The following is a 4,493-nucleotide window of genomic DNA, read 5'->3' as shown; positions in this document are numbered from 1 at the left end:
GCGCATCAGTCGCGGGTGAGTTTGCGATGCGTCACGCGGTGCGGCGCGGCAGCATCGGGGCCGAGTCGCTCGACCTTGTTCTGCTCGTACGACTCGAAGTTCCCCTCGAACCAGTACCACTTGGACTCGTCCTCGTCCGTGCCCTCGTAGGCAAGGATGTGGGTGGCGACGCGGTCGAGGAACCAGCGGTCGTGGGAGACGACGACGGCGCAGCCGGGGAACTCGAGGAGGGCGTTCTCGAGGCTCGCCAGCGTCTCGACATCCAGGTCGTTGGTCGGCTCGTCGAGGAGAAGGAGGTTTCCTCCCTGCTTGAGGGTCAACGCGAGATTCAGGCGATTGCGCTCGCCGCCCGAGAGGACGCCGGCCTTCTTCTGCTGGTCGGGCCCCTTGAAGCCGAACGCGGAGACATAGGCGCGCGACGGCATCTCGACCTGGCCGACCTGGATGTGGTCGAGGCCGTCCGAGACGACCTCCCACAGCGACTTGTTCGGATCGATACCCCCGCGCGTCTGGTCAACGTAGGAGATCTTCACCGAGTCGCCGACCTTCAGGTCGCCGCCATCGAGCGGCTCGAGCCCGACGATGGTCTTGAACAGGGTGGTCTTGCCGACGCCGTTCGGTCCGATCACGCCGACGATGCCGTTGCGCGGGAGCGAGAACGAGAGGCCCTCGATGAGGGTCCTGTCGCCGAAGCCCTTCTTGAGGTTGGTGGCTTCGATGACCATCTGGCCGAGCCGAGGCCCCGGCGGAATCTGGATCTCCTCGAAGTCCAGCTTGCGGGTGCGCTCTGCCTCGGCCGCCATCTCCTCGTAGCGGGCCAGACGGGCCTTCGACTTCGTCTGGCGTCCCTTCGCGTTCGAGCGAACCCAATCGAGTTCGTCCGCGAGCCGCTTCGCCAGCTTTGCGTCCTTCTTTCCCTGCACTTCGAGACGGGCCCGCTTCTTCTCGAGGTACGTCGAGTAGTTGCCCTCGTACGGGTAGAGCCGGCCGCGGTCCACCTCACAGATCCACTCGGCCACGTGGTCGAGGAAGTAGCGATCGTGGGTGACCGCCAGCACTGCACCCGGGTAGCTCGCGAGATGCTGCTCGAGCCACTGGACGCTCTCGGCATCGAGGTGGTTGGTCGGCTCGTCGAGCAGCAGGAGGTCGGGCTTCTGCAGCAGGAGCTTGCAGAGCGCGACCCGGCGACGCTCGCCACCCGAGAGGACCCGAACGTCAGCCTCGGGCGGCGGGCAGCGGAGCGCGTCCATGGCCTGCTCGAGCTGCGAATCCAGATCCCACGCGTCGGCGGTATCGATCGCCTCCTGGAGCTTGCCCATCTCCGCGAGCAGCGAATCGTAGTCGGCGTCAGGGTTCGCCATCTCCTCGGAGATCTGGTTGAACCGCTGGATCTTCGAGTAGATCTCGCCGACGCCCTCCTGGACGTTCCCGAGGACGGTCTTCTCCTCATTGAGCGGCGGCTCCTGGAGCAGGATGCCGACGCTGTAGCCCGGGGAGAGCCGGGCCTCGCCGTTCGACGGGGTGTCGAGCCCCGCCATGATCTTGAGGATGGTCGACTTGCCCGCGCCGTTCGGACCCACGACACCGATCTTGGCACCGGGGAAGAACGACATGCTCACATCGTCGAGGATCACCTTGTCGCCGACGGCCTTCCGGGCCTTGGTCATGGTGTAGATGAATTCCGCCATGCCGTCTAATCTAGTGGCTCTGCGGGGCGAACTCACATCCGCTCCACCCTGTCCAAGGCCCGGAAGAGGCCCGGATCACGCGTACGGGAGGACGAGCTCCTCGTAGCGTTCCTTCATCACGGCGAGCGTCTTGTCGCCGTCCGTGTCCCAGATCTCCTGATTGAAGATCTCGACTTCGATGTAGCCGTCGTAGCCCGCGTCCCGCACCCAGCCCGTGATCGTCGGGAAGTCGATGACGCCGTCGCCCATCATGCCGCGCGAAAGAAGCGCATCCGCGGCGATGGGGAGATTGAAGTCGCAGACCTGGTAGGACGCGAGCCTGCCTTCCCGGCCCGCGCGCGCGATCTGCTCCGCGAGCTCCGGATCCCACCACACGTGGAACGTGTCGATCGCGACGGCGACATCGTCCGGATCGAAGGGCGCCGCCATATCAAGGGCCTGCCCGAGCGTGGAGACGACGGCGCGGTCGGCGGCGTACATGGGGTGGAGAGGCTCAAGAAGGAGCCTCACGCCGTGGTCCCCAGCGAACGGGGCCAGTTCTGCGAGTCGATCGCCCACCCGTGCTCTTGCCGCCACCACATCCTTTGTGCCCAATGGCAGCCCACCGACGACAAGGTAGAGGTCTCGAGTTCCGAGGGTCGACGCCTCGAGGATCGCAGCCTGGTTGTCCGCGAGCGCGGCGTCACGCCCCTCAGCGTCGGCCGCCGTGAGGAAGCCGCCGCGACACAATGACGACACCTCGAGCCCTGCTGCCCTGATGATGGCCGCGGCCTCCTCGAGCCCCGCCTCGTGCACGCGGTCGCGCCACGGGGCGATGGCGGGAATCCCGGCCCGCAGGCACCCTTCGACGGCTTCCCGCAGGCTCCAACGCTTGGTCGTTGCACTGTTGAGCGACAAGCGCCCATGTTCCGTCACTGGGCCACTCCGTTCACCTCGAGGTAGGCAGCCATGCGCCGTCCTGCCAGTTCGGGGTCGCGGAGCAGCCCTGCACGGTCGGCGAGCTCGAATGTTCGGGCGAGGTGCACGACCGAACGGCCCGAGTGGAGTCCCCCCACCATCTGGAAGCCGGGCTGGTGCCCGTTGAGCCATGAGACGAAGGCGATACCCGTCTTGTAGTAGAACGTCGGGGCGCTGAAGATGTGGAGGCCCAGTTCGCGTGTGCTGTCCAGAATCGACCGGGCCTCGGCGTCCTGCCCCGCGTCGTACGACTGGAGCGCGGCAGACGCCGCGGGATAGATGGCCGCAAAGATCCCCAGCAGCGCGTCTGAATGCCGCTCGCCGTCTCCGTCGATCAGCTCGGGATAGTTGAAGTCGTCGCCTGTGTAGAGTCTCACGCCGGGCGGGAGCGCGGCGCGGAGTGCCTGCTCGTGCGCGGCGTCGAGCAGGGAGACCTTCACTCCGTCGACCTTGTCGGCGTGCGCTTGCACGAGCTCGAGGAAGGTGCGGGTTGCTGCAGGGATCTCGTGGCTCCCCCAGTAGCCCTCGAGCGCCGGATCGAACATCGTGCCAAGCCAGTGGAGGACGACCGGTTCCCGGGCCTCCTCGAGCAGAGCCGAGTACACGCCGAGATAGTCGTCCGGACCGACGGCGGCCCGGGCGAGTGCCCTCGAGGCCATGATGATGGCCTTGGGCCCGGCGTCCTCGACCACCGCCAGCTGCTCGCGGTAGGCCTCGAGGGCCATGGCGACCCCCGCGGGTCCCGCGGGGACCGATTCGAGCTCGAGCTGGTCGGTACCCGCTCCGCAGGCGACGAGGTCTCGCACCGACAGGCCTGCCGTTGCCCCTTGCTGGCTTGCTGCCACAGCCTTTGCCTCGGCTCCGACACGGATGATGAGCTCCCGCGTGGCGGCCCAGTCGAGACCCATGCCTCGCTGAGCGGTGTCCATCGCGTCGGCAACTCCCAGACCGTACGACCAGAGTTCGCGGCGGAACGACAGTGTGCTGTCCCAATCGAGGCAGGCCTGCGCGCCGGGCGTGTTGTCCGCCCCGACGAGGGGAACCACATGGGCCGCAGCGTAGGCCTTCCGCGCCCTGAAGGGCGCACTCGGCCGACGCCATTCGCGCGAGGGCCCCAGTTCGTGGCGGCGGAGCGCGCCGCCCGCCGCGGGAAGCAGGAGTTCGAGGCGCGCGTCCGCGAGGGCGCTCACAGGACGATCTCCGGGATGTCGATCGTGCGACGCTCGGCGTTCGAGCGCAGGCCGAGCTCGGCAAGCTGGACGCCCCGTGCCGCCGAAAGCAGCCCGTATCGGTGCTCACGACCTGCGACCACATCCTTGAGGAATTCTTCCCACTGGAGCTTGAACCCGTTGTCCAGATCCTGGTTGGCGGGAACGTCCAGCCACTGCGACCGGAACGACTCGGTCACCGGCAGGTCTGGATTCCAGACGGGCTTCGGGGTGTGGGCCCGATGCTGGGCCACGCACTTGGTCAAGCCTGCCACCGCTGAACCGTGGGTTCCATCGACTTGGAACTCGACGAGCTCGTCGCGGTAGACGCGGACGGCCCACGACGAGTTGATTTGGCCGACAACGGCATCCCCGGTGGGAGTCTCCAGTTCGAAGATGCCGTAGGAAGCGTCGTCCGCCGTCGCGGCGTACGGCTGGCCCGCCTCGTCCCAACGGGTCGGGATGTGCGTGGCGGTCAGCGCGTTCACGCTCTTGACCTTGCCGATGATCCCTTCGAGGACGTAGTTCCAGTGGCAGAACATGTCTGTGGTCATCCCGCCGCCGTCTTCTTTGCGGTAGTTCCACGACGGACGCTGCGCCGGCTGGACTTCGCCTTCGAAGACCCAGTAGCCGAATTCCC

The 4,493-nt window shown here is 66.9% G+C and carries 4 protein-coding genes; all 4 read right to left on the bottom strand.

Annotated features, from left to right (window positions below; genetic code table 11):
* Nucleotides 1–5: 5 nt before the first annotated feature.
* On the bottom strand, nt 6–1,688 hold the full coding sequence (gene ettA / locus V7053_RS08875) for an energy-dependent translational throttle protein EttA (RefSeq protein ID WP_334171916.1): 1,683 nt from the start codon (nt 1,686–1,688) through the stop codon (nt 6–8).
* A gap of 75 nt (nt 1,689–1,763) precedes the next feature.
* Nucleotides 1,764–2,603 carry a sugar phosphate isomerase/epimerase family protein gene (locus V7053_RS08870; protein ID WP_334171915.1) on the bottom strand — a complete coding sequence of 280 codons (840 nt, stop codon included), beginning with the start codon at nt 2,601–2,603 and terminating at the stop codon, nt 1,764–1,766.
* Entirely contained in the window at nt 2,600–3,835 is a 1,236-nt protein-coding gene (locus V7053_RS08865; RefSeq protein WP_443022600.1) for a dihydrodipicolinate synthase family protein, read from the bottom strand. The genes V7053_RS08870 and V7053_RS08865 overlap by 4 nt, the downstream gene beginning before the upstream one ends.
* Nucleotides 3,832–4,493, bottom strand: a 662-nt coding sequence (locus V7053_RS08860; RefSeq protein WP_334171914.1) for a Gfo/Idh/MocA family protein, incomplete at its 5' end; no start/stop codon positions are given. The genes V7053_RS08860 and V7053_RS08865, both read right to left, overlap by 4 nt.

Source organism: Sinomonas sp., from assembly GCF_036848755.1.
Taxonomy (GTDB): Bacteria; Actinomycetota; Actinomycetes; order Actinomycetales; family Micrococcaceae; genus Sinomonas.
Note: the sequence above shows the minus strand (reverse complement) of the source record. Positions and strands in the feature narration are given on the sequence as shown.

Bases quoted from the DNA above. Each gene is read 5' to 3' on its own strand.
- ettA (WP_334171916.1), bottom strand. From the start codon at position 1,688: ATGGCGGAATTCATCTACACCATGACCAAGGCCCGGAAGGCCGTCGGC.